The organism is Enterobacter sp. ECC_219_Taxon_10, assembly GCF_058354905.1.
Genome location: NZ_CM178005.1, coordinates 933,411 through 959,825, shown reverse-complemented (window position 1 = coordinate 959,825; position 26,415 = coordinate 933,411). Strand labels below are relative to the sequence as shown.

The 26,415-nt window shown below is 53.4% G+C and carries 19 protein-coding genes, 4 tRNA genes and 3 rRNA genes; 8 read left to right on the top strand and 18 right to left on the bottom strand.

From position 1 onward, the window contains the following. Positions 1 to 134: 134 nt before the first annotated feature. Positions 135 to 614 carry a hypothetical protein gene (locus tag AC4ICF_RS04445; protein WP_166710189.1) on the bottom strand — a complete coding sequence of 160 codons (480 nt, stop codon included), beginning with the start codon at positions 612 to 614 and terminating at the stop codon, positions 135 to 137. Beyond that, positions 584 to 1,321, bottom strand: coding sequence for a winged helix-turn-helix domain-containing protein (locus AC4ICF_RS04440; protein WP_162875008.1), 738 nt, complete (start codon positions 1,319 to 1,321; stop codon positions 584 to 586). The genes AC4ICF_RS04445 and AC4ICF_RS04440 overlap by 31 nt, the downstream gene beginning before the upstream one ends. 536 nt (positions 1,322 to 1,857) lie before the next feature. On the opposite strand from AC4ICF_RS04440, the gene AC4ICF_RS04435 reads away from it, so the two are divergent. The 3 genes from AC4ICF_RS04435 (at position 1,858) to AC4ICF_RS04425 (ending at position 6,560) form a co-directional block, all read left to right on the top strand. Beyond that, a complete protein-coding gene (locus AC4ICF_RS04435; protein ID WP_116344039.1) occupies positions 1,858 to 2,454 on the top strand; it encodes a response regulator in 597 nt (198 codons plus the stop codon). Positions 2,455 to 2,456: 2 nt separating this feature from the next. Further along, positions 2,457 to 5,789, top strand: coding sequence for an ATP-binding protein (locus AC4ICF_RS04430; protein ID WP_439209922.1), 3,333 nt, complete (start codon positions 2,457 to 2,459; stop codon positions 5,787 to 5,789). An 84-nt stretch (positions 5,790 to 5,873) separates the two neighbouring features. Next, complete coding sequence (locus tag AC4ICF_RS04425; RefSeq protein WP_163331089.1) at positions 5,874 to 6,560, top strand: LuxR C-terminal-related transcriptional regulator; 687 nt, start codon at positions 5,874 to 5,876, stop codon at positions 6,558 to 6,560. A gap of 78 nt (positions 6,561 to 6,638) precedes the next feature. Here the strand turns inward: AC4ICF_RS04425 and AC4ICF_RS04420 are convergent, their stop codons facing one another. Both AC4ICF_RS04420 and AC4ICF_RS04415 read right to left on the bottom strand, forming a co-directional pair. Further along, entirely contained in the window at positions 6,639 to 8,585 is a 1,947-nt protein-coding gene (locus AC4ICF_RS04420) for a TonB-dependent copper receptor (RefSeq protein ID WP_316380290.1), read from the bottom strand. A gap of 144 nt (positions 8,586 to 8,729) precedes the next feature. Continuing rightward, complete coding sequence (locus tag AC4ICF_RS04415) at positions 8,730 to 9,644, bottom strand: LysR family transcriptional regulator (protein WP_116344035.1); 915 nt, start codon at positions 9,642 to 9,644, stop codon at positions 8,730 to 8,732. A 101-nt stretch (positions 9,645 to 9,745) separates the two neighbouring features. On the opposite strand from AC4ICF_RS04415, the gene AC4ICF_RS04410 reads away from it, so the two are divergent. Beyond that, positions 9,746 to 10,678: a DMT family transporter gene (locus AC4ICF_RS04410; RefSeq protein ID WP_316380289.1), complete on the top strand. Its 933-nt coding sequence runs from the start codon at positions 9,746 to 9,748 to the stop codon at positions 10,676 to 10,678. A 37-nt stretch (positions 10,679 to 10,715) separates the two neighbouring features. Here AC4ICF_RS04410 and AC4ICF_RS04405 read toward each other — a convergent pair. Together AC4ICF_RS04405 and dnaQ are read right to left on the bottom strand one after the other, a co-directional pair. Continuing rightward, a tRNA-Asp gene (locus tag AC4ICF_RS04405) sits at positions 10,716 to 10,792 on the bottom strand. Positions 10,793 to 10,924: 132 nt separating this feature from the next. Beyond that, complete coding sequence (dnaQ, locus tag AC4ICF_RS04400; protein WP_204320751.1) at positions 10,925 to 11,656, bottom strand: DNA polymerase III subunit epsilon; 732 nt, start codon at positions 11,654 to 11,656, stop codon at positions 10,925 to 10,927. 64 nt (positions 11,657 to 11,720) lie between these two features. On the opposite strand from dnaQ, the gene rnhA reads away from it, so the two are divergent. After that, complete coding sequence (gene rnhA / locus AC4ICF_RS04395) at positions 11,721 to 12,188, top strand: ribonuclease HI (protein WP_028015610.1); 468 nt, start codon at positions 11,721 to 11,723, stop codon at positions 12,186 to 12,188. Here the strand turns inward: rnhA and AC4ICF_RS04390 are convergent, their stop codons facing one another. After that, positions 12,189 to 12,905, bottom strand: coding sequence for a class I SAM-dependent methyltransferase (locus tag AC4ICF_RS04390; RefSeq protein ID WP_050863228.1), 717 nt, complete (start codon positions 12,903 to 12,905; stop codon positions 12,189 to 12,191). It abuts the gene before it with no gap. Between the two features lie 32 nt (positions 12,906 to 12,937). On the opposite strand from AC4ICF_RS04390, the gene gloB reads away from it, so the two are divergent. Both gloB and mltD read left to right on the top strand, forming a co-directional pair. Continuing rightward, complete coding sequence (gloB, locus tag AC4ICF_RS04385; protein WP_316380288.1) at positions 12,938 to 13,696, top strand: hydroxyacylglutathione hydrolase; 759 nt, start codon at positions 12,938 to 12,940, stop codon at positions 13,694 to 13,696. A gap of 68 nt (positions 13,697 to 13,764) precedes the next feature. Next, positions 13,765 to 15,129, top strand: a complete 1,365-nt coding sequence (mltD, locus tag AC4ICF_RS04380; RefSeq protein WP_028015607.1) for a murein transglycosylase D — start codon at positions 13,765 to 13,767, stop codon at positions 15,127 to 15,129. Between the two features lie 51 nt (positions 15,130 to 15,180). On the opposite strand, the gene AC4ICF_RS04375 is transcribed toward mltD, so the two are convergent. The 3 genes from AC4ICF_RS04375 to AC4ICF_RS04365 form a co-directional block, all read right to left on the bottom strand. Next, complete coding sequence (locus AC4ICF_RS04375) at positions 15,181 to 15,954, bottom strand: class I SAM-dependent methyltransferase (protein WP_116344031.1); 774 nt, start codon at positions 15,952 to 15,954, stop codon at positions 15,181 to 15,183. 76 nt (positions 15,955 to 16,030) lie between these two features. After that, positions 16,031 to 16,831, bottom strand: a complete 801-nt coding sequence (locus AC4ICF_RS04370) for an endonuclease/exonuclease/phosphatase family protein (protein ID WP_061099701.1) — start codon at positions 16,829 to 16,831, stop codon at positions 16,031 to 16,033. A 136-nt stretch (positions 16,832 to 16,967) separates the two neighbouring features. Next, the gene (locus AC4ICF_RS04365) at positions 16,968 to 18,143 is read right to left on the bottom strand and encodes an MFS transporter (RefSeq protein WP_116344030.1); all 1,176 of its coding nucleotides are present in this window, start codon (positions 18,141 to 18,143) and stop codon (positions 16,968 to 16,970) included. A gap of 104 nt (positions 18,144 to 18,247) precedes the next feature. Here AC4ICF_RS04365 and yafC point away from each other — a divergent pair, with 104 nt between their 5' ends. Continuing rightward, a complete protein-coding gene (yafC, locus tag AC4ICF_RS04360; RefSeq protein WP_028015603.1) occupies positions 18,248 to 19,153 on the top strand; it encodes a DNA-binding transcriptional regulator YafC in 906 nt (301 codons plus the stop codon). Between the two features lie 29 nt (positions 19,154 to 19,182). Here yafC and dkgB read toward each other — a convergent pair whose 3' ends face one another. The 8 genes from dkgB to gmhB form a co-directional block, all read right to left on the bottom strand. Continuing rightward, positions 19,183 to 19,986 (bottom strand): 2,5-didehydrogluconate reductase DkgB, encoded by an 804-nt coding sequence (gene dkgB, locus AC4ICF_RS04355; protein ID WP_316380287.1) that lies wholly within the window; start codon positions 19,984 to 19,986, stop codon positions 19,183 to 19,185. Positions 19,987 to 20,146: 160 nt separating this feature from the next. Further along, positions 20,147 to 20,223 (bottom strand) — tRNA-Asp (locus tag AC4ICF_RS04350). Positions 20,224 to 20,279: 56 nt separating this feature from the next. Beyond that, positions 20,280 to 20,395, bottom strand: a 5S ribosomal RNA gene (gene rrf, locus AC4ICF_RS04345). 73 nt (positions 20,396 to 20,468) lie between these two features. Beyond that, positions 20,469 to 23,373: ribosomal RNA gene (locus AC4ICF_RS04340) — 23S ribosomal RNA — on the bottom strand. 170 nt (positions 23,374 to 23,543) lie between these two features. Beyond that, positions 23,544 to 23,619: transfer RNA gene (locus tag AC4ICF_RS04335), tRNA-Ala, on the bottom strand. A 105-nt stretch (positions 23,620 to 23,724) separates the two neighbouring features. Further along, positions 23,725 to 23,801: transfer RNA gene (locus AC4ICF_RS04330), tRNA-Ile, on the bottom strand. Between the two features lie 69 nt (positions 23,802 to 23,870). Continuing rightward, a 16S ribosomal RNA gene (locus tag AC4ICF_RS04325) occupies positions 23,871 to 25,410 on the bottom strand. The 16S, 23S and 5S rRNA genes sit together here with 3 tRNA genes alongside, the layout of an rRNA operon. A 369-nt stretch (positions 25,411 to 25,779) precedes the next feature. Further along, a complete protein-coding gene (gmhB, locus tag AC4ICF_RS04320; RefSeq protein WP_163330367.1) occupies positions 25,780 to 26,346 on the bottom strand; it encodes a D-glycero-beta-D-manno-heptose 1,7-bisphosphate 7-phosphatase in 567 nt (188 codons plus the stop codon). Positions 26,347 to 26,415 lie beyond the last annotated feature (69 nt).

Sequence of the window (26,415 nt, the reverse complement as noted above, 5' to 3'; positions counted from 1 at the left end):
TCCAGGTTTAATAATGAAATCCTGTCCCGCAAGATAGGATATTCATCTCCCTGAAAACAGGAGAACAGCTAACCGCAGCAGCAGATTTAAAACTCGCCAGCCTGGATATTTCTTATAATAAGATTCACGTGAGATTACTTATACTCACACATTGCTACCCAGTTATCGTTAATTTTCATTAGCCAGCTATTTTTATTAATCGGCTTGAATAACAGATTAATATACTGATCATCTTCACTTATCAGAAAAGTCTTCTGCGGAAGTTGATCGCCAACGGCAATTTTTAATTCTGCCACCCGACCATTGATGACGTTTCCTTTCTGTGTCACCGATTTTAACTGCAGGGTTCGGTTGAATACCCGATTTCCGGCCTCATCGGTTTTTACACCAAATAACGTTAGCCTGTGCAGTTTAGGCCACCAGGTGATAACACCATTAAACTGGTAATGTTCCAGGCTTTCATCGATAAACTTGCCGTTACGAATGACGCTGCTGCAGGGCTCGACAGGCACCATTCTGCTCTCCAGGTAGCCGCTGGTCAGGTAAGCCAGCACGCCACCCAGCGAAACGCTGATGCAAACGCTTAATATGACGAATAGTATTCGTAACCGCATTTTCCCTCCTTAGATAGTTCGCCTTCACATTGCGCAACAAACACTTTCGGGCCGTTCGACGCGATGTAAACATTATTGATACCCGCCGGCAGGTCATGCCGCTTTCGCGCCAGCGCCTGGCGATCGACACTGCGCAGCGAAGAGAGATGAAACATGACGCCATCCACGTAGATATTTTCCTGAAAGGCCTGCGGCGTGTCCGCCGTGCAGACCACCACCAGCGTGGGAAGGATAATCAACAAGCTGCACAACACCGTCAGCAAAGCCCCGTATTGACGTGACGGCGTTTTCATTGGCTCCGCCGTGATAGCAGGCAGCGACGGGCAATCAACGGGAGTGGGAGAAGGCGCGTTATCAGGCACTTCTGGCGGGCAAGCTGCCTCACTGCCCTGCGTTTCGCAGGGTGCCAGTACCACACCATAACGGGGAATGGTTTTAATGATCGAGCCCGGCAAGCCGGCATTTTGCAGCTTGCGGCGCAGCATTTTTATAAGCTGGTGATAACTGGATTCGCTAACAATCATGCCCTGGTTGAGCCAGATCTCTTCAAATATGGTCTCTTTTTTACATTTGCCGCTGAGGATCAACTCCAGCAAACGACGCTCGTTGGGCGTCAGGTGTATATCACCATGCTCCACGGTTGCCAGAGATGATTTTTCCGGTACGAACGTTACTGACGCTGAAAGAGATATTTCTTCGTTATTCACGGGTAGGTCCTGGATATTAAAATTACAGCGTTTACATTGTTATGACGAAAAAGCGCAGGTATTAACAGTTACATGTCTGTTATCTAATTCAGGCACAAATTAACAACATATCCCTATAAATGATAGTACCTTCGCCATTTGCGCTATTTCCCGTCCTGATTTTTTCGCGGCCCATTCATGATTTCAGAAAGTTTATTCTGAGTAACGCCTGAGCAATACCTGATATTCAACCTGAACAATAAGGAATTCCTTTCCGTACCTGAGAAATATCGCCCTCCATGCCGCTATTTCGTGATAAATAACAAACCATTCGGCTGCTCAGAAAAAAATCTATTTCGTAGAATGTGAAAGCTTCGTTACTTTACCTTTCGGTTTTCCATCAGGATCGGCTGATGCCCACCAGCAGCTATACAGCCCCCCACTTTTTAGCTACTCTTTTTCACCTTACTCTGCTCTACACTGTAAGAGTGATGCTAAAGCGCCATTCGCTAAGATGTGCGGTGAACACCTGTCTTTTCCTAACCGGATCGGATGTCATGCAAAAAACCGTTCTGATTGCCGACGACCACCCTGTCTATTTATTAGGCTTGCGCACATTGCTGCAGACGCGCCCGGACCTTTATCGGGTCGTTCATGAAGCGCTCAGTGCTGATGAACTTATGAGTAAACTGGCGCGCGAGCCTGTCGATATCATTATCACCGACCTGAGTATGCCCGGCACGCGAAGCCCGGACGGGCTCATCATGATCCGCTCGCTGATTCGCCATTATCCTCAGAGCATGATTGTGGTGGTCACCATGATCACCAATCCTGAGCTTCTGGACTCGCTGCGTCGCAGCGGGGTGCATGCCGTTCTCAACAAAGCCAGCTTGTCCAACAATCTGCTACAGACACTGCGCAGCACTCTACAGGGGCATGTTGAACCGGTGAAACCCCATGCACAATTGACCGAACGGGAAACTGAAGTGCTGCGCCTGCTGGTCCGTGGTTTCACCGTGAACGAGATCAGTGCCCAGCTTAACCGGACAAAGCAGACCATTAGTACGCAAAAAAAGAGTGCCATGAGCAAACTCAACGCAAGAAATGATTTCGAGCTGCTCCAGTGCGCGCAAAGTCTGGGGCTGGTTAGCTAAGCATGCGCAGAGGATGGCTGGCAACATTATTTATCCTCTTGCTGATAAGCGGGCACGCGGCGGGTAGCGTGCTGCGTGTAGGCCTGCTGAGCGCCGCGCCGCCTTTTCTCGTCATCGACCGGCCGCCGGGAATTCTGGATGACGAGCTCAGCATATTGTTTAGCAATACGCCGCTGCCGGACGTTCAGCGCTTTAGCGACCCGGCATCGGCGCTGGATGCGTTGAAGCGAAAGCGCATCGATGTGTTAATTGCCGCCCAGCGTCCTGCTGCCGATCTGGTCGCCAGCGAGCCAATGCTCGCTTTCCCGCTGGCCTCTCTGAGCATAAAAGAGGGTCAAGGCGGAACGCTGTGCTTTCCAGAATTACCGCCAGAGGTCGCGACCCGCTGCTCTGCGACAGGTTCAGCTTCACCGGGTGAAAGCGTCAGGCAGCTGGCAGCAGGGAAAGCGCGGGAATTCATTGCCCCGGAATTTGTTTTGCGTAACTGGCTGACCCACTCTCCCGCCACCACGCTGACCCTGACGCCGCTGGGCGACGCTCCGCCGCTGCATTTTCGCGCATGGGCTCTGCCTGAGCAGGCAAACACGCTGGAAATATTCAACGAGCGTATTCACACCGTTAACCCGGAAGACGCTGAATGGCTGGAACAAAAATGGCTTCTGCCGGACGGTAGCGTCTTTGACGCTCGCCATTCCCCCGTGAAGGAAAATGCGCCCAAAATCACGCTGCACGTTTTGCTTCCCGCCATTTCACCGCCAATGGTCACGATCACGTCTGACGGGCATATCCAGGGCGTATGGCGCGATCTGCTGCTCAACCTGTTTCCGTCCAACCTGTATAGCCTGACCTTCAACCTTGATGCGCCTCCGCTTCAGTATGCGGAGAACACGTTGCGCATTGTCGCCAGCGCGACGCCACCGTCAAAGAGTGCCATCACGTTTGACTCACTGAGCTGGGCCCTGCTCAGTGAAGACAGCAACCCGCTTTCCGGCGCCTTGTCCGCATTACGGCATAAGCGGATTGCCGTCATGCGCATCTCACCTCTCGTCACGTTACTGCGTCAGGTGTTACCGGCAGATAACCTGGTGCTGGTTAACTCACTCGATCAGGGGTTTGAGTTGCTCAAAGCCGGAGGCGCGGACGGGCTTGCGGGCGACGCGTTTATACTCCATCACCTGCTGCGCCAGCATAACGCCAGTAACCTGTCGCTGACGCCGCTGGCGCTGCCGGAAGTACCGCTATGGTTTGTACCGAATATGCCTGATCCGGCGGATGCCAAAAGGGTGAATGCGGTCATGGCGTCCGTCACGCAGGCTGATATCTACGCGAGCCTTAACCTGTCGAAGCCCGCACAGACGACAGCCGCTGCCCCGGCGCAATCGCTATGGCTGGTCATGCTCGCCGTAGTGGCGATTTGTGCGGCATTAGTCGCCCTGCTGACCTTTAGCGCCGCGCAGAGCCAGCGGCGCCAGCGCGAGCGGGACACGGCTGAATTGCACAACGCGCTCTCTCTCTGGCAAACCCTGATGAACAACGTCCCGGTGCCGCTGTTCGTCTGCGATCCGGCCGGGCGGCTGACGCGCTATAACGACTCCTTTATTCACTCACCGTTACTCACGGCATTGCCCGAAGAGGGCTCTCCCTTTTCCAGCCTGCCTCTGGGCGAGCTTGCCCAACAGTTTACGTTGCCGCATCGCCTCTCGCTGCTCCATGCCGCGACACCGTTAACGGGTGAAACCACCCAGAACAACACCACCCTCTACTGGTGGCTTTGCCGCTATACCGATACGCGGGGGCGGCCTCAGGGCGTGGTCGGGGGCTGGATCGACATCACTGAAAAAGCCGCGCTGACCGCTGCGCTCAATCGGGCACTGGCACAGGCGGAGCAGGCCAGCACTGAAAAATCGAACTTCCTCGCCCGCATGAGCCATGACATTCGTACCCCGCTCAACGCCATGCTGGGCCTGCTGGAGATGGAGCGCGACAAAAGCGAATCTCTCAACATCGCCTGGCAGGCAGCAGGGTCATTGCGCGACGTGATTGGCGGCGTACTGGATTTGTCGCGCATTGAAGCAGGCGAGTTAAGGCTGGAGCCACAGGCCTGGCCCCTGTGGCAGACGCTCAACGCCAGCGCGGAGATTTTTGCCAGCAGCGCAAACGCTAAAGGGCTCCACTGGCGCAGCGAGTTGAACGTGCCGCGCGACGGCTGGTTCCTGTTCGATAAAGCCCGGCTGAATCAGGTCATCGCCAATCTGTTAGGCAACGCCATTAAATATACGCCGCAGGGAGAAATTGACTTCCACGCCCGGCTCCACGGTGAACATTTGCAGCTGTTGATTCGTGACACAGGCATTGGTATCCCGGCCGATGCCCTTCCACACCTCGGCCAGCCATGGTTTCAGACTGACAGCAGCACGCCGCAAAGCAGCGGACTCGGCCTGGCGATTTGTTATCAGCTAGTCGAGCTGATGGGAGGGAAGCTGACGATAGCCAGCGAAGCGGGAAGCGGTACGCAGGTGACGGTCAGCATACCGCTTCATGCTACCAGCGCTGCGACAACGGTCGATGAGACACCCGTTATTACCCCGCTGCCACAGCATCGCATTATGATTGTTGACGATTTTCCGGCTAACCTGACGGTGTTAGCACTTCAGCTGCAGGAGTTGGGCCAGGAGGTTATTCCTTGCGCTAGCGCAAGCGAAGCGCTTGCGCGCCTTGAAAACGAGCCGGTTGATATTCTGATAACCGACTGCCAGATGGCCCTCATGGACGGCTATCAGCTCACCTCGTTGATACTTTTGCGCGATATTGCCGGCAGTATCACCGCACCGCCCGCTATCCTCGGCTACACCGCCAGCGCGCTGCAGAGTGAGGACGATCGGGCAAAACATGCCGGGATGGACGCGCTATTGCGAAAACCGCTCTCCCTCAACGCCCTGCACCAGGCGCTGGCGCAGCATCACAGCCTGCGCAATCAGGTGCCTGACCTCAGCGAACTCCGGCGTCTGGCCAATGGTCAACCGGAGATCATGACCCTGATGCGCCAGCAAATGCGCGATGCCATTACTCTTGATATTCGTCATTTAGAGGAAAACACCCCGTCACCGCAAACGCTAAGCCAGCTCGCGCATCGTCTGAAGGCCTCGTGGAGCCTCTTTGCCATGCACGACGCTACCCGCACCTGTCAGGCGATGGAAGTGTTGCCGGAGATGCTGGCGGCAGGGATGATAGAGCCTGAAGCCCTGCCTGTGCTGACATCGCGATTCTGCGCGCGCATGGAAGCCAATCTTCAGCAACTCGATACCGCACTGAAGGAATTATCTGACAAGTACTAAAGAATGCTCTGCATAGGATCTGTATCTTTCTGGTCATCCGGCGGCGTTATCCCTGGCGTCGCCCACATTTTCGAAGGAGAAACCATGAAAGTTCGTATCGCTATTGCCGATGAGCACACCATTATTCGTCGTGGCGTCTTATCCATGATTACCAATATGCCGTCTCTTTTCAGCGACGGTTCCCCCCGCCCGGAGTTTTGCATTCAGGGCGATACGGCGTCGCCATCTGAGCTGCTTTCACTGCTGTCCCAACATCCTGTCGACATTCTGTTTCTTGGCTTTTCTCTGGCCACCAGCCAAACCGTTAACCCGCTCAACGGAATGGACGGCGTATTACTGATTAAATGGCTCAGCCGTAAATATCCGCAACTTAAGATCATTGTGCTTTCGCCCTACAAAAACACGCAGCTTATCCGCATGTCGCTGGAGGCAGGCGCCAAAGCCTATATTAGCCGGGATACCTGTGAGAAAACCCTGAGCAGAACGCTGACGTCAGTGATCAATGGAGAAGTCTATATTGAGCGCGAGCTGATGCATTCCCTGTTCCAGACCGGCGCGCAAACGGAGCAGGAGCTCTCGCCCCGTGAAATTGATGTGTTGCGGATGCTCTGCAAAGGGATGAGTCTGACAGAGATCGCCAGACAACTGCATTTGAGTAATAAAACCGTCAGCGCCCATAAACTGCGCGCGATGGAAAAACTGGGGGTAAACAGCGACTGTCAGCTCTATTGCCTGCTTGCCAAAACGCAGATGTTCGATATTGCTATCTGAAATAAAAAAACCGCCTGTAAACAGGCGGTAGAGGCAAACAAACGCCTCAACGGTCGCTCTCAGCAATGACACTCAGGGTCAGAAATGGTATGTCGCAGCCAGCCACCAGACGCGCCCCGGCTCAGGGATTTGCTGATTTGAGGCGTATCCGAACTGGCTGGCCCCCGCCAGATTGAGGTGCTCGCTGTAGTATTTATTGAACAGATTCTCAATACCCACGCGGGACTCGAAATGGTCGTTAAATGTGTAGCCCGCGCTCCACGAAAGCACGCCAAACCCCGCACTCGGGCCAAGATCCTGGCCGGTGACGTTACCTTTGTTCTGCGCCACGCGATGCTGCGGCGCTACCACACGCCACTGTAATCCGGTACGCCATTTTTGCCCGGTATAGTCCAGCGCCAGCCGCCCTTCGAGCGGGGGCATCTGCGGCAGCGGCTGTTTATCACTACGATTCTCGCCCCAGGCGTAGCTCAGGCTTCCCGTCACTGCCCAGTTGGGCGTCAGGCTCCAGCTTGCGCCCGTCTCCGCGCCCATTACGGCGGCATTGATATTGCTGGCCTGCGACGGCGTGCGGCTATAATCAAACAAAATGTAATCGGCAGTCCGCCCGACATAGGCCGATGCCCAGGCGCTGACCTTGTCGCCGTGAAACTGTACGCCGCTATCCCATTGCAGGGTCTTTTCTGTTTTCAGCTGACGAAAGCTTTGTTCTCCGGCCTTACCGGAAAAAAGCTCCCAGTAATCAGGAAAACGTTCGGTGTAACCGATACCGCTATAAAGCATGACGGGTGCGTCCGGCACGCGATACTCATAGCGGGTGAACACCCCAGGCAGAAGATCGCGCCGGGAGGTATTTTGCGCGCTGCGCCGATCGTCCGCGCGGAGGCTGTCCAGCCTCGCGCCCGTGATGACCGTGTCATCCGCCGTGACGGACTGGCGCCATTCGCTAAATAAACCCATCTGGGTAAAACGGGCATCGTCACGCCACGTTCCGGCGCTTTTTTTACGGTGGCTTTTGCGCATTACGTCTGCGCCAGCGGTAAGCGTGGTGGCTTCATCTTCCCACACGCCGGTAAGGCTACTGCCCATTACCACGCCGCCCACTTCAGACTTACGCTTCGGTCCAACGGGCTGACGCAGGCTGTAGTTATCCATGATGTGATCGGTATCATTGGCATAAAGCTGCCAGCTAAGTTTGCTGACGTGCTCGCTCAGGTGATACTTCTCCAGTTTTAGCGCTGCGCTTTTGCGGGTAAAGCGGCTACCATCCATCATCCGACCAGCATAGCGGGCTTTACCGTCGCTGGCCCCCACGCTTAGTTCCGCCAGCGTGTCCTCATCAGGCGTGAGCCCTACCGTGACGCCGCTGTTCCACCTGCGCCACAGGCCCGGCACGCGGTTGCCGTGACCATCCCGGTAGTCATCCGCCACCGAATGATTACCGTCAAGGCGGACATAGCCGCGCGGGTCGCCAAACGCGAGATTAAGGTTTTGATCCGCGCGTCCGTTAGCGCCCTGCAGCAGCTCAGCGCTGCCTTCCAGCTCTGGTGCGCTGAAATAGTCCGGCTGACGTTCAAAGAGCAGCGTTCCGGCGGAGCCCATTGGCCCCCACAGTACGCTCTGGGGGCCTTTAATGACGGTTATCGTGTCGTAGCTTTGCGGGGTGATATAGGCGGTTGGGGTATCCATGCGCGAACCGCAGCCCCCCTGAGTGCTGACGCCATCCGCAAGCAACGTCAGACGGGAGCCGAACATCCCGCGCAGCACCGGATCGCCGTTACTGCCGCCGCTGCGCAGCACGGAAAAACCTGGTATGTTTTTTAGCGCGCCCGCACCATCGCTGGCTGGCAATTGTTGTGCTGGAGTATGAGCCGGAGCGATAAATGACGCGGGATCGCGATAGTGCCCCTCAACGGTCATCGACTCTTCAGCATATGCCGGCAAAGCGGCCGCACAGCTGAGGGCCAATAATAGTGGACGGGAGGCGATCAGGGAGCGAATACCGCTCGCGGTGATACCAGACATAACACAATTCCGTTTCGGTAAAGAAAATAAGCAAGGCGCTTATTGTCTTCATCCCCTGTAACGGAATACACGACCTGTGGGCAAGAAGGCCCTCAGGGAAATCAGGAAATATCTGGCGTCTAACGGAAATCTCAGGGGCGCTGTTCAGAGCTCTTCGCCCAGGCGGGCCGTTTGCTGTCGTAAAAAATCCATTAACCGCAAGCAGGCCGGAGAGAGCGGCTGCCCGGCGTTTTTGACGATCCCCACATCCATATAGGTAATACAGTCATCAATGGTTCGCCGGATCACGCGCTGGCCGCTGAGCGCCCACGGGCGATAGACCAGATCGGATAAAATCGTAACGCCCTTACCCTGTGCAACCAGGCTTCGAATCGCCTCAAAGGAGTTGGTGCGAAAATGAATATCAGGATGGCAGCCCCGGCTTTGCCAGTAGTCGGATATCACATCGGGATAGTCGTCCGTCACCAGCAACAAGAATGGCACCTTTTCCACCTCTTTTAACCGAAGCTCCGGCACGCTGAGGAGAGGATGACCGATGGCGGTCCATAGACGGCGCGGCGAACGAATCCACGTTTCTACCTCAAGCGTACTATCGTGGCTGATATTAGAGGTCAGCAAAAGACAAAAATCGAGTTCTCCCTGACGCAAACCCTGAAGCAGCTGTGATGCGGGTGCCTCATGGAACGCCGTCTCCAGCAGCGGAAAACGCTGCGCGATATCGCCCCAGAGATTGGGCAGCAGATAAGCGGAAAGGGTTTCGGCAATACCAATGCGCACGACGCCGTTGATCGCCTCTGGCTGCTGATGGAGATCCTCCACCGCCGCGCGGCTATCGTGGAGGATCTTGCGGGCATGGTTAAGAAATCGCTCGCCCACGGGCGTCAACTGGATCCCTTTTGCATGGCGGATAAAAAGGGGGGCATTTACCGCCTCCTCCAGGTTACGCATGGAGACCGTCATGGAAGATTGCGATATATGACAACGGCTGGCCGCTTTGGAAATTTGTAGTGTTTCCGCTAACGCAATGTAGAACTCAAGTTGCCTGAGAGTAAACTTCATAGTTTCAGCCAATACCGGAAGATGAAAATATTATATTAGCATTTAATTCTGCACCGGCAGTACTCTTAAGGCAGACAAAATGTTTATTTTCAGGAGCCTCTATGCCCTATTTTTTACTCAGTCTCGCGGCCTGTTTTTGGGGCGGAAATTATGTCGTCGGTCATTTACTGGTGGCGCATGCAGACCCGATTATATTATCCGCCGCACGCTGGATACTGACGGCTCTTCTCTTATCTATGCTTTATATCAGACAGATTCGCGCCCAGTGGCCAATGATGAAAAAGGCGAGAGGTACGATTATATTTCTTGCGCTGTGCGGACAGGTTATGTTCCCACTCACGCTGTATATCGGCCTGCAATATACTTCATCTCTTAATGCAGCTATTTATTTATCTACAACGCCAGCCCTGGTTTTATTGATAAATAAGCTGGTATTTAAAGAGAAAATATCAGTGCAGAATATTGCAGGCGTTGTTCTCAGTTCATTGGGCGTCGTCTGGCTGGTCATGCAGGGCGATCTGCTGCATCTGGATACGCTTAAAAATCTTAATCGCGGCGATATCTGGACCATGGGTTCTGCCGCCAGCTGGGCCGTTTATTGTGCCTTCTTGCGGATGAAGCCGCATAACGTCGGTGGGAATGCCTTTGTGGCCGTGAGCGCGATCTTCGGTGCATTGGTGTTGTTACCGGTACTGGCGATATCGTTGATAAAGACAGGATTACCAGACTGGACGGCCTATACCGCGCCGGGCTTTTTAAGCGGACTGCTGTACCTGGTGGTCTTTCCTTCCTGGCTCTCTTACCTGCTGTGGAATAAAGGCATTGCGGCTATCGGTGCAACCCGCGGGGAAATTTATTCACACCTCATTCCACTGAGCGGCGGTCTGTTCAGCGTGATGTTCCTGCACGTTACGTTGCATTCGTATCATCTGGTCAGCACGGTACTGATTCTGTGTGGTATAGCACTCTGCTCTCGCGCCTCGCAAAGGAAAGTCGTGAAGATTGAACGCGTAGACGAAAACGTACAGATATGAAAAAGGCCCACGTTATAAATAACGTGGGCCTGAATAGTGGCGGAACGGACGGGACTCGAACCCGCGACCCCCTGCGTGACAGGCAGGTATTCTAACCGACTGAACTACCGCTCCACTGTTCCCGCTTGGGGAACGAGGCGCATATTACGGTGTGCCTCCGATCTCGTCAACGCTTTTTCTCACGTTTTGAATCGTTTGCTGCAAAATTCACCCAACCGATGATTTTACAGGCATTGTGGCGTTTTTTCAGGCGCGCCACATGCAGCTTCCGCCCTTCTTTTGCACCAGGTCGAGACGAGATTCATGATTAAGCAGTTCTTCATCACTGGCTAAAACCACCCGCAAGCGGCTTGCCTGGCGGACAACGCGCTGAATGCCCGCTTCACCCTGCGTCTGCTGTGACTCATTTTCCATGCTGAACTTCATCGACGTTTGACCGCCGGTCATTGCCAGATAGACATCGGCCAGGATCTGGGCATCGAGCAATGCCCCGTGCAGCGTTCGCTTGGTGTTATCTATTTCGTAACGTGAACAGAGTGCATCGAGACTGTTACGCTTGCCGGGAAACATCTTCCTCGCCAGCGCCAGGCTATCGGTTACTTTGCAAAAGGTGTTTGTTTTCGGAATATCGCGATGGAGCTTACTAAACTCATAGTCCATAAAGCCGATATCGAACGAGGCGTTATGGATGATGAGCTCGGCGCCTCTGATGTATTCCAGAAACTCGTCTGCCACCTCACCAAAGGTCGGTTTATCCAGCAAGAACTCATCGGCAATACCGTGAACGCCGAACGCTTCTGGATCCACCAATCGATCGGGTTTGAGGTACACGTGGAAGTTGTTCCCCGTGAGACGACGGTTCACCACTTCAACGGCGCCGATCTCAATGATCTTGTGCCCTTCGTAGTGCGCGCCGATCTGGTTCATACCGGTGGTTTCGGTATCGAGGACAATCTGGCGAGTAATTGCAGTGCTCATAGCGGTCATTTATGTCAGACTTATCGTTTAACTGAACGTTTCAAATACAGGAAGTCTACCAGAGATGCGTAAACAGGTAGAAATTTTCACCGATGGATCTTGTCTCGGCAACCCAGGGCCCGGCGGCTACGGCGCGATTATGCGCTATCGCCAGCATGAAAAAACTTTTAGCGAAGGCTATTTCCTGACCACCAACAACCGTATGGAGTTGATGGCAGCCATTGTGGCGCTGGAAGCCCTGAAAGAACACTGCGACGTGGTGCTCAGTACCGACAGCCAGTACGTTCGCCAGGGCATTACCCAGTGGATCCATAACTGGAAAAAACGCGGCTGGAAAACAGCAGATAAAAAACCGGTTAAAAATGTCGACCTCTGGAAGCGTCTGGATGCGGCATTAGGTCAGCACCAAATCAAATGGGAATGGGTAAAAGGACATGCAGGCCACCCGGAAAACGAACGCTGCGACGAGCTGGCGCGCGCGGCGGCTTTGAACCCGGCCCATGAGGATGCAGGCTACCAGCCTGAATCCTGATCAGGGTTTTCTGTACTGTCGCGTTGCGCCAACGGTCTGCCGGATAGGCGTTTTCGACTTGCTCTGCTTCATTGGGTTAAGCGTAAGGGGGATGGTTCGCTTACGCGCGACGATAAACTGCATGCAGCCTAAGGCGGGCAAATGCGTGCTCAACAAGACTCCCCCCTGCCGCGCCCACGGCAGTACCTGAAAACCGCCGTAGCAGAGCACTTCAAAGTTCAGCAGCGAAAGCCAGTCGAGCTGGCGCATCATGGTGAACATCCGGCTGTTATAGGGTGGCGTTCGGCGCAGCACCGGCACCAGCTTGCGCAGCCCCATCAGGCTCAGCGGATTGAATCCGCTGAGGATCAGCCAGCCGTCGTCAATCAGCACGCGATCGGCTTCACGCAGCATACGGTGAGGATCGCTGCACCAGGGCAACGCGTGTGCAAGAAGGCACGCATCCACGGATTTCTCAGCAAACGGCAGATGCAACGGGTCTGCCTTCACCTGAACCGGCGATCCGCCGAGCGAGACATTAACCTGATGTGAGATAGCGCAGCTTTCGGTATTGATTTCCGCGCTGAGATTGCCAATCTTAAGCAGGTGAAAGCCATACATTTTCGCGAGCCAGGGCTTCAGCTGTTGCTCCAGTGCCTCGCGATAGTATTCACCCCAGGGCAATTCGGCCCAACGTTCCGGTGCTGCGACAGTCTGAGGTATCCTTGCCGGTTTCATCAAAACACCCGCCACGCTATAAGAGGTAATGTATGAATCTTATCAGTATTCCCGCTTTTGAGGACAATTACATCTGGGTTTTAGTCGACGACGCTCGCCGATGCGTCATTGTCGATCCCGGCGAATCCGCCCCTGTACTGCGCGCTATAAATGAGAACGGCTGGCTGCCAGAAGCCATTCTGTTGACGCATCACCATAACGATCATACCGGCGGCGTGCAGGAACTCTGCGCCCATTTCCCGCATCTTGTGGTTTACGGACCGGCTGAGACACAAAATAAAGGAACGACGCAAGTAGTCGAAGAGGGCGAAAATATCCTCATCCGCGAGTGGGAGTTTTCCGTATTTGCTACACCGGGTCACACTTTGGGACATCTGTGTTTCTACAGCAAACCTTATCTTTTTTGTGGCGACACCTTGTTCTCTGGCGGCTGCGGAAGACTGTTTGAAGGCACGCCAGAACAAATGTACCAGTCTTTACAAAAAATTAGCGCATTACCCGACGATACTCTTATTTGTTGCGCCCATGAGTATACATTAGGGAATATGAAGTTTGCTGTGAGCCTCTTACCCGAGGATCGAGCGATTCAGGATTATTATCACAAAGTGAAGGAGTTACGTGCAAAAAACCAAAATACACTGCCCGTAACTCTGAAAAATGAGCGCCAGATTAATTTATTTTTACGAACAGATGATATTGATTTAATTAATAAAATTAACCAAGAAACAAATTTGCAACAACCAGAACAACGATTTGCATGGTTAAGGTCAAAGAAAGATAACTTCAGATAAATGCGGGTTGCCTTTTCAAAATTTCGCCGTTATCATCGCTCGTCTTTTAAGCAACTATTGACACACACATGAAGGCAAAAGCGATATTACTCGCCTCTGTCCTGCTTGTAGGTTGCCAGTCGCAGAACGGCAGCAACGTACAACAGCACGCACAGAGCCTTTCTGCAGCTGGTCAAGGGGAAGCAGGGAAGTTTACAAGTTCGGCGCGCTGGATGGACGATGGGACATCTTTCGCGCAGGAGCAAGACTTGTGGACCTCTATTGGCGACGAGCTAAAGATGGGAATTCCGGAAAACAGCCGGATTCGCGAACAGAAACAGAAGTATTTAAGAAATAAGAGCTATCTCCACGATGTAACGTTACGGGCAGAGCCGTATATGTACTGGATAGCCGGGCAAGTTAAGAAACGTAACATGCCTATGGAGCTGGTACTCCTACCCATAGTGGAGAGCGCTTTTGACCCACACGCGACGTCTGGCGCCAATGCCGCAGGTATTTGGCAGATCATTCCGAGCACCGGGCGAAACTATGGTCTGAAACAGACCCGCAACTATGATGCGCGTCGCGATGTTGTCGCTTCAACGACAGCCGCTCTCGACATGATGCAACGTCTGAACAAGATGTTTGACGGCGACTGGCTGTTAACGGTCGCAGCGTATAACAGTGGCGAAGGTCGTGTACTGAAGGCAATGAAAGCGAATAAAGCACGGGGTAAATCCACCGATTTTTGGTCGCTCTCACTGCCACAGGAAACGAAGATTTACGTACCGAAGATGCTGGCCTTGAGCGATATTCTCAAGAACAGCAAGCGTTACGGTGTACAACTGCCAACACCAGACGAAAGTCGTGCACTGGCGCGCGTTCGCCTCAGCAATCCGGTTGATATCCAACAGGTTGCTGATATGACGGGTATGTCGGTAAGTAAATTGAAAACCTTTAATGCAGGCGTTAAAGGCTCGACGCTGGGGGCAAGCGGCCCGCAGTATGTAATGGTTCCGCAGAAACATGCTGCGCAGTTACGTGAGTCTTTAGCATCGGGTGAGATTGCCGCCGTTCAGTCAACGCTGATCGCCGATGCCTCATCCGTTAGCAGCCGCAGCTATAAGGTGCGTTCAGGTGATACGCTTTCAGGCATTGCTTCACGTCTTGGCGTGACGGCGAAAGATCTGCAGCAGTGGAATAATCTGCGTAGTTCAGGGCTGAAAGTGGGTCAGACTTTGACCGTGGGTGCAGGTAGCAGCGCACAGCGTCTCGCCAGCAACAGCGATAGCATTACCTATCGCGTGCGCAAAGGTGATTCACTGTCCAGTATCGCAAAACGACACGGCGTGAACATCAAAGATGTGATGCGCTGGAATAATGATACTGACAATCTGAAACCGGGCGACCAGCTGACGCTGTTTGTGAAGAACAGCGCCACGCCAGACTCCTGATAGCACGTTCGAAAGATAAAAAGGCACCGATTCCCCTCGGTGCCTTTTTGCTTATCCCGCTTTTTGCGCTTCAGCCATGATGGTATCGCTGGTAAACGAGCCATCGTCCTGCAGTTCAAAGTATGCCTTTACCTCTGCGGACGCACTCTCCTGATACAGCCTGATCGCCTGGCTTAACGCTTCCGGGGTACGCATACGCGCGATCCACGAGCTGAACTCCAGCGGTAAACGGTCTGTTATTAACGAGCGCGCAATCAGCCCGGCTTCAGTGATAAACGATAACCACTCACCGCTGGCGTAGTTTTGCACGTGGGAGGTATCGCGCAGCGCTTCGACCGTCTGCAGCCAGATATTGCGCACCGGATGTCCAGGGGACATCACATCCATAATAATGAAGATGCCACCCGGCTTAAGAACACGTTTGACTTCGCGTAATGCCTGGCCGACATCATGCCAGTGGTGCGCGGAGTAACGGCTGATAACCACCTCAAACGACGCATCATCAAAAGGTAAGGATTCGGCGTAGCCCTGGCGCGTATCAATATTGTCCAGCCCCTTCGCTTTCGCCGCCTCGGCAACAACGTCCAGCATCTGGCTGGATAAATCATACGCGGTAACGCGGGCCACCTGCTGCGCAGCCGTGAAGCTGGCGTGCCCTGCCCCACAGCCCAAATCCAGCACGTGGGCCTGAGGGAACGCCGCCAGGCGTTCACCGAGACGCACCAGATCGCGTCCTGAGGCATGCACGGCGCTGCTCAGATAGGCACTTGCCTGAGAACCAAACTGTTTTTCTACGTTGTCATGATGGGAGTGTGTTGTTGTCATCGTACTGTCCTTTGTTGGTTAAAAATAAAAGGGCAGCACCCGCACAGGCCTGCCCCACGGCAGACCTGACACACCGTTATTTATCAGGTTTGCCGGGACTGAATTCAACTAGTAGAGGGTTGTGATCCGAAGCGCGCGTCACCAGAACAGAGGCGTCGTGCACGTTCAAACCGCGATAGAAGACAAAGTCGAGAGGACGACCGAACGCTTTTTTGCGCTGATCGTCGCTAAAACGAACTTCACGCAGCGACATTTCGCGCGCAAAGCGATACAGCGCATTCATGCGCGGACGGCTCCAGGCGTTAAAATCGCCTGCCATAATGATGGGGCCGCTGTGATGGGCAATTTGATCGCCAATCGGAAGTAACTGCTTACTGTAGACATCCACGCCCAGGCTAAAGTTTACCGCGTGGATATTCACGACCATCAGCATACGGGTATCCGGCAGCGGGTAGACCGTCACCAGGGCTGATTTTGCCAGACGCAGGATAGGTTCGCGCTCGCGGAGCGGGCAACAGTAGACCGGATGTGCAGCAGAAAGCGTCATTACGCCAGAGGGATGCTGCGGCAGGACAAATGCCGGCACCTGATCGGCGGCAAGGTAGTTAGTGGTGGCAAACCGTACCAGTTCAGGGGTAGTTTGCGCCTCCTGGAGCAAAACCAGATGGGCATCTTTTCCAAAATTTTTGAGTACCGATAACCATTCAGCACGCTGCTGCTTGAAGATATTCCAGACCAGCACCCGGATTTTATCATCGCTGCTTAACGGTGTGCCGGCGGGTAATGCCTGGCTTATGCTCGCAAACGACCCCGGAGGCAAGATCCTCTCCGCGGGCATTCCGGCAACATAACGCATGGCATAGGTATTTTTTCGCACTTTTGGAAACAGCCCCTGTAACATGAACCAGCCCTGAAAACGGACTGGTTCTAATGTTATAGGGACTTTAGGTCACACTTTCAACGCAATTTCTGAGAAACCGCTTTCCAGTTTTGTAAGCAAGCACTTACTGATGTTATCCCAGCGCGACGCGGGCTGGCTTATCGAGGCGTCCACTCAGGCCAATCAGCAGGAAGGCCACCAGGACAATCACCGCGCCAATCCATGGGGTCTGGGTTAATCCGAAGTGTTCGACGGTTTGTCCGCCGATAATGGAGCCCAGCGCGATACCGATATTGAAAGCGGCAATATTCAGACCCGATGCAACATCCACCGCATTTGGCGTATAGAGTTCGGCTTTCTGGACAACGTAAACCTGAAGCCCGGGCACATTACCGAAGGCGAAGATCCCCATGACCAGTACGGTGATCAGCGCGGCGTATTGCATTGAAGCCGTGAACTGGAAAATCATCAGCAGAACGACCAGGGCGGCGAAGATAAACTTCAGCGCCGGTACCGCACCATGCTTATCCGCAAGCTTGCCGCCCCAGATATTGCCAATGGCCACAGAAATGCCGTATCCCAGCAAAATCCAGCTCACGGCATTGGGGGAGAAGCCCGCCAGGTCCTGCATCATTGGTGCCAGGAAGGTGAAGGCGGTGAATACGCCACCATAGCCCAGAGCCGTGACCGCATAGATGATCAGCAAACGCGGATGGGTAAGCACCTTCAACTGATCGCTCAGGCTTGCGCTTGCCCGGCCCGGGATATTCGACGGTACCAGCAGCAGGCTAGCCACGAGGGCAATAACACCCAGTAAGGAGACGGCCAGGAACGTTTCACGCCAGCCGAAATGCTGTCCGATAAACGTTCCCAACGGTACGCCCGTGACCAGTGCGACGGTCAACCCACCGAACATGATTGCGATAGCCGAGGCCGCTTTCTCTTTGGGAACCAGGCTGGTTGCAATGGTGGAACCAATCGAGAAGAACACACCGTGTGCCAGGCCGGTCAGCAGACGGGCAATCACCAGCGTAGTGTAGTCAGGCGCCTGCCAGGCCAGAATGTTGCCGGCGGTAAACAGCACCATCAGCGCAACTAACAGCTGCTTACGCGGAAAACGTCCGGTCAGGGCCGTCAGCACCGGCGCGCCGACGGCAACACCAAGGGCGTAGATAGACACCAGTAACCCGGCTGAGGGTAGCGAGATCGCAAGCTGGTTAGCGATGGTGGGAACCAGTCCCACGATAACAAATTCGGTCGTGCCAATTGCAAAGGCACTGATCGTCAGGGCAAGTAGCGCCAGTGGCATAAAATACTCCGTATCATCAGGATTAAGATGACAGGCAGTATGCGCCAGTGTTTAAATAACAAAAATGGTCAAAATATCAATAGAATTTTGCGGATGGTGCAACAATGAAAGCAACGTCGGAAGAGCTGACAATCTTTGTCGCCGTCGTCGAAAGCGGCAGCTTTAGCCGCGCAGCCGAGCAGTTGGGACAGGCTAACTCGGCCATTAGCCGTTCAGTGAAAAAGCTGGAGATGAAGCTTGGCGTGAGTCTGCTCAACCGAACGACGCGGCAGCTGAGCCTGACGGAAGAAGGAGAACGTTATTTCCGCCGCGTGCAGTCGGTGCTGCAGGAGATGGCCGCAGCGGAGACGGAGATTATGGAAACCCGCAGCACGCCGCGTGGATTGCTGCGTATTGATGCGGCCACGCCGGTTGTGCTTCATTTCCTGATGCCGCTAATCAAACCTTTCCGTGAACGCTATCCGGAGATGACGCTCTCTCTGGTCTCGTCCGAGACGTTTATTAACCTCATCGAGCGAAAAGTGGATGTAGCTATTCGCGCAGGAACGCTAACGGATTCCAGCCTGCGGGCCCGTCCGCTATTTGCCAGCTACCGCAAAATTATCGCGTCACCACAGTATATTGCTGAACATGGTAAACCGGAGACGGTTGAAGAACTGAAGCAGCACCTGTGCCTGGGCTTTACGGAGCCGGTGTCGCTGAACACCTGGCCTGTTGCCTGTCACGATGGTCAGCTTCATGAAATTACCTGCGGATTATCGTCTAACAGCGGAGAAACGCTGAAGCAGCTTTGCCTGGAAGGAAATGGGATCGCCTGCCTGTCAGACTATATGATTGATAAGGAGATAGCGCGGGGTGAACTGGTAGAGCTGATGGCCGATAAACGTCTGCCGGTAGAGATGCCTTTTAGCGCAGTGTATTACAGCGACAGAGCGGTGAGTACGCGCATTCGTGCCTTTATTGATTTTCTGAGCGAGCATATAAAAACAGCTCCCGGAGGAGCTGTGTGAGGGTTCAGGTGACAGAGGGTGGGTCAAACTTAATCCCAGTCAGGAGCTAAACCTTCCGGGCTTACCAGGCGATCGTTGCACTCCAGGGCTGCGATCGCTTTTTTATCGTCAGCATCCAGATGAAGATCCATTGCTAACAGGTTGCTGGCCAGGTTTTCACGCTTAGTTGATGATGGGATCACGGCATAACCTTCACTCATTGCCCATGCCAGAATCACCTGCGCAGCAGTGGCGTTATGTTTCTCTGCGATACGCGTAATCACTTCATCTTTCAGCGCCTTACCGTAGGCCAGCGTCATGTATGAGGTGATGTGGATCCCATGCTGTTTTGCCCAGTCAACGACTTTGCGGTTTTGCAGGTATGGAGACAGCTCAATCTGGTTGGTCGCAATATTCTCAGCGCCAACAGCGGCAATCGCCTTTTCCATCAGCGGAATGGTGAAGTTCGAGATCCCAATTTCGCGGGTTAAGCCCTGCTTTTTCGCTTCCAGCAGCGCCTGCATGAACTCCTCCACTGAAACGGCATCGTTCGGCGATGGCCAGTGAATTAACGTCAGATCGACATAATCGGTGCGCAGTTTCTTCAGGCTCTCTATCAGGCTTGGGATGAGCTTGTCTTTGCTGAGATTTTCGATCCAGATTTTGGTGGTGATGAACAGCTCATTGCGCGGTACACCGCTCTCTTCGAGAGCTTGTCCAACAGCAGCTTCGTTTTCATAGATCTGTGCCGTATCAATTGCGCGATAGCCAAGTTCAAGAGCGGTTTTAACTGATGCGATAACAACTTCGTCTTTCAGGCGGAAGGTGCCCAGACCAAATGCAGGGAGAGTCATACTATTCCTCAATCATTATGTTCGTAAAGTGCGGAAGATTATCGCTGGCGCTGTTATGGAGAAAAAGATCGCAAAATGCAGAGGATTTTTGCTAATTTAGCAATAATTAAACGATAGATAAGAAAAAAGCCCTGAGCGTTAGCTCAGGGCTTTTAATAAGTGGCGGAACGGACGGGACTCGAACCCGCGACCCCCTGCGTGACAGGCAGGTATTCTAACCGACTGAACTACCGCTCCACCGAAGACTGCTTGTAACCACCGGATTAATGCACCGGCTTACTACTAAATTTGATGCCTGGCAGTTCCCTACTCTCACATGGGGAGACCCCACACTACCATCGGCGCTACGGCGTTTCACTTCTGAGTTCGGCATGGGGTCAGGTGGGACCACCGCGCTAAAGCCGCCAGGCAAATTCTGTTAATCTGTATCAGGCTGAATATTGATTGTTCTGTCTCTTCCGCCAAAACACCTTCGGCGTTGTAAGGTTAAGCCTCACGGTTCATTAGTATCGGTTAGCTCAACGCATCGCTGCGCTTACACACCCGACCTATCAACGTCGTCGTCTTCAACGTTCCTTCAGGAGACTTAAAGTCTCAGGGAGAACTCATCTCGGGGCAAGTTTCGTGCTTAGATGCTTTCAGCACTTATCTCTTCCGCATTTAGCTACCGGGCAGTGCCATTGGCATGACAACCCGAACACCAGTGATGCGTCCACTCCGGTCCTCTCGTACTAGGAGCAGCCCCCCTCAATTCTCCAGCGCCCACGGCAGATAGGGACCGAACTGTCTCACGACGTTCTAAACCCAGCTCGCGTACCACTTTAAATGGCGAACAGCCATACCCTTGGGACCTACTTCAGCCCCAGGATGTGATGAGCCGACATCGAGGTGCCAAACACCGCCGTCGATATGAACTCTTGGGCGGTATCAGCCTGTTATCCCCGGAGTACCTTTTATCCGTTGAGCGATGGCCCTTCCATTCAGAACCACCGGATCACTATGACCTGCTTTCGCACCTGCTCGAGCCGTCACTCTCGCAGTCAAGCTAGCTTATGCCATTGCACTAACCTCCTGATGTCCGACCAGGATTAGCTAACCTTCGTGCTCCTCCGTTACTCTTTGGGAGGAGACCGCCCCAGTCAAACTACCCACCAGACACTGTCCGCAACCCGGATTACGGGTCCACGTTAGAACACCAGCCATTAAAGGGTGGTATTTCAAGGACGGCTCCACGCAGACTGGCGTCCACGCTTCAAAGCCTCCCACCTATCCTACACATCAAGGACCAGTGTTCAGTGTCAAGCTATAGTAAAGGTTCACGGGGTCTTTCCGTCTTGCCGCGGGTACACTGCATCTTCACAGCGAGTTCAATTTCACTGAGTCTCGGGTGGAGACAGCCTGGCCATCATTACGCCATTCGTGCAGGTCGGAACTTACCCGACAAGGAATTTCGCTACCTTAGGACCGTTATAGTTACGGCCGCCGTTTACCGGGGCTTCGATCAAGAGCTTCGCGTTGCCGCTAACCCCATCAATTAACCTTCCGGCACCGGGCAGGCGTCACACCGTATACGTCCACTTTCGTGTTTGCACAGTGCTGTGTTTTTAATAAACAGTTGCAGCCAGCTGGTATCTTCGACTGATTTCAGCTCCGCCCGCAGGGGCTTCACCTACATATCAGCGTGCCTTCTCCCGAAGTTACGGCACCATTTTGCCTAGTTCCTTCACCCGAGTTCTCTCAAGCGCCTTGGTATTCTCTACCTGACCACCTGTGTCGGTTTGGGGTACGATTTCGTGTTACCTGATGCTTAGAGGCTTTTCCTGGAAGCAGGGCATTTATCACTTCAGCACCGTAGTGCCTCGTCATCACGCCTCAGTGTTAAAGTGAACCGGATTTGCCTGGAACACACACCTACACGCTTAAACCGGGACAACCGTCGCCCGGCTGACATAGCCTTCTCCGTCCCCCCTTCGCAGTAACACCAAGTACAGGAATATTAACCTGTTTCCCATCGACTACGCCTTTCGGCCTCGCCTTAGGGGTCGACTCACCCTGCCCCGATTAACGTTGGACAGGAACCCTTGGTCTTCCGGCGAGCGGGCTTTTCACCCGCTTTATCGTTACTTATGTCAGCATTCGCACTTCTGATACCTCCAGCAGCCCTCACAGGCCACCTTCGACGGCTTACAGAACGCTCCCCTACCCAACAACGCATAAGCGTCGCTGCCGCAGCTTCGGTGCATGGTTTAGCCCCGTTACATCTTCCGCGCAGGCCGACTCGACCAGTGAGCTATTACGCTTTCTTTAAATGATGGCTGCTTCTAAGCCAACATCCTGGCTGTCTGTGCCTTCCCACATCGTTTCCCACTTAACCATGACTTTGGGACCTTAGCTGGCGGTCTGGGTTGTTTCCCTCTTCACGACGGACGTTAGCACCCGCCGTGTGTCTCCCGTGATAACATTCTTCGGTATTCGTAGTTTGCATCGGGTTGGTAAGCCGGGATGGCCCCCTAGCCGAAACAGTGCTCTACCCCCGAAGATGAATTCACGAGGCGCTACCTAAATAGCTTTCGGGGAGAACCAGCTATCTCCCGGTTTGATTGGCCTTTCACCCCCAGCCACAGGTCATCCGCTAATTTTTCAACATTAGTCGGTTCGGTCCTCCAGTTAGTGTTACCCAACCTTCAACCTGCCCATGGCTAGATCACCGGGTTTCGGGTCTATACCCTGCAACTTAACGCCCAGTTAAGACTCGGTTTCCCTTCGGCTCCCCTATACGGTTAACCTTGCTACAGAATATAAGTCGCTGACCCATTATACAAAAGGTACGCAGTCACACCACGAAGGTGCTCCCACTGCTTGTACGTACACGGTTTCAGGTTCTTTTTCACTCCCCTCGCCGGGGTTCTTTTCGCCTTTCCCTCACGGTACTGGTTCACTATCGGTCAGTCAGGAGTATTTAGCCTTGGAGGATGGTCCCCCCATATTCAGACAGGATACCACGTGTCCCGCCCTACTCTTCGAGTTCACAGCCTGTGCATTTTCGTGTACGGGAGTATCACCCTGTACCCTGCGACTTTCCAGACGCTTCCACTAACACACAAGCTGATTCAGACTCCGGGCTGCTCCCCGTTCGCTCGCCGCTACTGGGGGAATCTCGGTTGATTTCTTTTCCTCGGGGTACTTAGATGTTTCAGTTCCCCCGGTTCGCCTCGTTAACCTATGTATTCAGTTAACGATAGTGTGTCGAAACACACTGGGTTTCCCCATTCGGACATCGCCGGGTCAAAGGTTCATATCACCTCGCCGGCGCTTTTCGCAGATTAGCACGTCCTTCATCGCCTCTGACTGCCAGGGCATCCACCGTGTACGCTTAGTCGCTTAACCTCACAACCCGAAGATGTTTCACTTCTGATTGCGAAAATTTGAGAGACTCGGACACACATTAACTGTGTGTCGTTTCAATTTTCAGCTTGATCCAGATTTTTAAAGAGCAAAACTTCGCAGTGCACCTTTTCAGGTTCACTCTGAAGTTTTCTTGTGTTCGCAGTAAAAGATGGTGGAGCTATGCGGGATCGAACCGCAGACCTCCTGCGTGCAAAGCAGGCGCTCTCCCAGCTGAGCTATAGCCCCATCGTTTTAATCTCTGTACCGGTAATTTTTCCTGAGACAAGGCGTGGAAACGCGAAGCATACATCAGTATGTGAGCGTTGCCGCAACGCAGTATCAGGGAAAATTTGGTAGGCCTGAGTGGACTTGAACCACCGACCTCACCCTTATCAGGGGTGCGCTCTAACCACCTGAGCTACAAGCCTGCAGAGATTTTTACTGCTGTTTTTCATCAGACAATCTGTGTGAGCACTGCAAAGGCAGGTTCTTTAAGGTAAGGAGGTGATCCAACCGCAGGTTCCCCTACGGTTACCTTGTTACGACTTCACCCCAGTCATGAATCACAAAGTGGTAAGCGCCCTCCCGAAGGTTAAGCTACCTACTTCTTTTGCAACCCACTCCCATGGTGTGACGGGCGGTGTGTACAAGGCCCGGGAACGTATTCACCGTGGCATTCTGATCCACGATTACTAGCGATTCCGACTTCATGGAGTCGAGTTGCAGACTCCAATCCGGACTACGACGCACTTTATGAGGTCCGCTTGCTCTCGCGAGGTCGCTTCTCTTTGTATGCGCCATTGTAGCACGTGTGTAGCCCTACTCGTAAGGGCCATGATGACTTGACGTCATCCCCACCTTCCTCCAGTTTATCACTGGCAGTCTCCTTTGAGTTCCCGGCCTAACCGCTGGCAACAAAGGATAAGGGTTGCGCTCGTTGCGGGACTTAACCCAACATTTCACAACACGAGCTGACGACAGCCATGCAGCACCTGTCTCAGAGTTCCCGAAGGCACCAATCCATCTCTGGAAAGTTCTCTGGATGTCAAGAGTAGGTAAGGTTCTTCGCGTTGCATCGAATTAAACCACATGCTCCACCGCTTGTGCGGGCCCCCGTCAATTCATTTGAGTTTTAACCTTGCGGCCGTACTCCCCAGGCGGTCGACTTAACGCGTTAGCTCCGGAAGCCACGCCTCAAGGGCACAACCTCCAAGTCGACATCGTTTACGGCGTGGACTACCAGGGTATCTAATCCTGTTTGCTCCCCACGCTTTCGCACCTGAGCGTCAGTCTTTGTCCAGGGGGCCGCCTTCGCCACCGGTATTCCTCCAGATCTCTACGCATTTCACCGCTACACCTGGAATTCTACCCCCCTCTACAAGACTCTAGCCTGCCAGTTTCGAATGCAGTTCCCAGGTTGAGCCCGGGGATTTCACATCCGACTTGACAGACCGCCTGCGTGCGCTTTACGCCCAGTAATTCCGATTAACGCTTGCACCCTCCGTATTACCGCGGCTGCTGGCACGGAGTTAGCCGGTGCTTCTTCTGCGGGTAACGTCAATCGACAAGGTTATTAACCTTATCGCCTTCCTCCCCGCTGAAAGTACTTTACAACCCGAAGGCCTTCTTCATACACGCGGCATGGCTGCATCAGGCTTGCGCCCATTGTGCAATATTCCCCACTGCTGCCTCCCGTAGGAGTCTGGACCGTGTCTCAGTTCCAGTGTGGCTGGTCATCCTCTCAGACCAGCTAGGGATCGTCGCCTAGGTGAGCCGTTACCCCACCTACTAGCTAATCCCATCTGGGCACATCTGATGGCAAGAGGCCCGAAGGTCCCCCTCTTTGGTCTTGCGACGTTATGCGGTATTAGCTACCGTTTCCAGTAGTTATCCCCCTCCATCAGGCAGTTTCCCAGACATTACTCACCCGTCCGCCACTCGTCACCCGAGAGCAAGCTCTCTGTGCTACCGTTCGACTTGCATGTGTTAGGCCTGCCGCCAGCGTTCAATCTGAGCCATGATCAAACTCTTCAATTTAAGTTTGATGCTCGTGAATTAAACTTCGTAATGAATTACGTATGTTCACTCAGAGACTTGGTATTCATTTTTCGTCTTGCGACGTTAAGAATCCATGTCACTTTGAGTGCCCACACAGATTGTCTGATAAATTGTTAAAGAGCAGTGCAACGCGGCTTTCAGCTCACCGTTGCGAGGTGGCGTATATTACGCTTTCCTCTTTCAGAGTCAACCCGTTATTTCAGGATTTTTTCTCTTCAACCGACCGGGTTGTCTGTGAAGTGATTCACATCCGCCGTGTCGATGGAGGCGCATTATAGGGAGCTGCCGAGGAATGACAAGGGGAAATATACATTTTTATTTCGACCGCTCACCTTTTCGCCAGAAAGGCTATTTTTGATGCTTTTTTATCTCATTCGGCAGCTCAGCCAGGCTATTAATCACCCAATCCGCTGCATTTTCCGCTTCTGGCGTCACTGGCTTACCGGTGCGAACTAATATTTTGGTCCCTACACCCGCTGCTGTTGCTGCCTGCATATCTTCCAGTTTATCGCCCACCATATAAGAAGCAGACATATCAATGTGCAGAAACTCCTGCGCAGAGATGAACATCCCCGGATGCGGTTTACGGCAGTCACAGGTCTGGCGATACTCTTCTACCGTACCCTGCGGGTGATGCGGACAATAGTAGATGCCGTCGAGATCCACGCCGCGATCGGCCAGCGACCAGTCCATCCATTCGGTCAGCGTCTCGAACTGTGCTTCAGTGAATTTACCGCGCGCAATACCAGACTGATTGGTGACCACCACCAGCGCATAGCCCATCTCTTTCAGCTGGCGCATTGCCTCTATAACGCCGTCGATAAATTCGAACTCATCGATCTCATGCACATAACCGTGATCCACATTAATAGTGCCATCACGATCGAGAAAAATTGCGGGTACTGATTTTGCCACCGGTTTGCTCCTGAAAAAGGCCTGTTGAGCTAGTATCTCATGAATCGCAGCGCAATAAAGTGCTCATCG